This window comes from Pseudoroseomonas ludipueritiae, assembly GCF_014490445.1.
Classification (GTDB): domain Bacteria; phylum Pseudomonadota; class Alphaproteobacteria; order Acetobacterales; family Acetobacteraceae; genus Pseudoroseomonas; species Pseudoroseomonas ludipueritiae.
Map to the genome: position 1 here is coordinate 1 of NZ_JACTUZ010000336.1, position 1,334 is coordinate 1,334.

Genomic DNA, 1,334 nt, shown 5'->3' on the forward strand with positions numbered 1-1,334 from the left:
GTCCCCCGTCCCGAACCACTTGGAACGGACGGTGCGGTAGTAGGCTTCCATGTTGTAGAGGGGCACGGGCAGCGCCAGGTCGCGGGCGGTGAGGCGGCCGACGGCGCCGGCGAGGTTGTAGCTGTTGGTCACCACGGTGGCCAAGGCCTGCACCAGCGAGACGCGGCTGTTCAGCAGTTCCTGCTCGGCGTTCAGCACATCCAGCGTGGTGCGGCTGCCCACCACCGCCTCGCGCTGCACGCCGTCGAGCGCGATCTCGGCGGCGCGGATCTGCGCCCGCACGCTGTCCACCTGCGCCCGCGCCGCCGCCAGCCCTTCCCAGGCCTGCGTCGCCTGCTGCATCGCCACCCGCCGCTGGTCGTCCACCACCTGCCGCGCCTGCTGCACCTGCTGCCGCGCCTGCCGCACCAGCGCATGCTCGGCACCGCCCTGGTAGAGCGGCACCGACAGCGTCGCCGTCACCTGCTCGCCGGTGGCGCGGGTGTGCGGCGACTGCGCATTGTCGGAACGGAAGCTCTGCGCCTGCAAGGAGACCTGCGGCAGCAGCGCGGAGAACTGCACATCCACCGCGTTGCGCGCCGCCGCCTCATCGAACAAGGCCGCCACCACGCCGGGCGCATTCACCGAGGCCATCTGCGCCGCCTCGCGGGCGCTGCCCACCGGCGCGCTCAGCGGCTGCGGCGCCACCAGCCGCTCCGGCGCCACCCCCACCAGCCGCGCGAAGGTGGCCCGGCTGGTCTGCAAGGTGCCCTCGGCATTGGCCCGCGCGGCGCGGGCGCCGGCCAGCCGGCTTTCCGCCTGCGCCACGTCGGTGCGGGTGATCTCGCCCACCCGGAAGCGCTCGTTGGTGGCGTCCAGCTGCCGCTGCAGCACCTGCACGTTGTTGACGTTCAGCCGCAGCGTTTCCTGGTCGCGGATCACCGCCACATAGGCGGCCACCACATCCGAGAGCACCTGCTGCTCGGTGCCGATCAGCCGCGCCCGCTGCGCCAGCACCTGGTGCTCGGCGCGTCGCGTGCTGGCCACCGTGCGGCCACCATTGTACAGCGGCTGCGTCACCGTCGCCTGCACCGAGCCGATCTGCCGGTCGGTGTCGGCATAAATGCCGCGCGAGCGCGCCGTGCCCGAATTGTAGCCGGCACTGCCGGCAATGGTCACGCTCGGCCGCCAGCCCGACAGCGCCTGCGGCACATTCTCATCCACCACCCGCAGCTGCGCCCGCGCCGTCTGCAAGGTCGGGTTGTTGGCATAGGCCTGCGACAGCGCCGCCTCCAGCGTCTGCCCACGCGCCACACCCGACATCAACCCACACACCAACACCGACGCCGATAGCA

1 protein-coding gene is annotated in these 1,334 nt (G+C 72.2%); it reads right to left on the minus strand.

Going from position 1 to position 1,334, the window contains the following annotated elements:
- Window positions 1-1,302 (minus strand): TolC family outer membrane protein (locus IBL25_RS26160; protein WP_187781350.1); only part of this gene is annotated, 1,302 nt, incomplete at its 3' end.
- Window positions 1,303-1,334 lie beyond the last annotated feature (32 nt).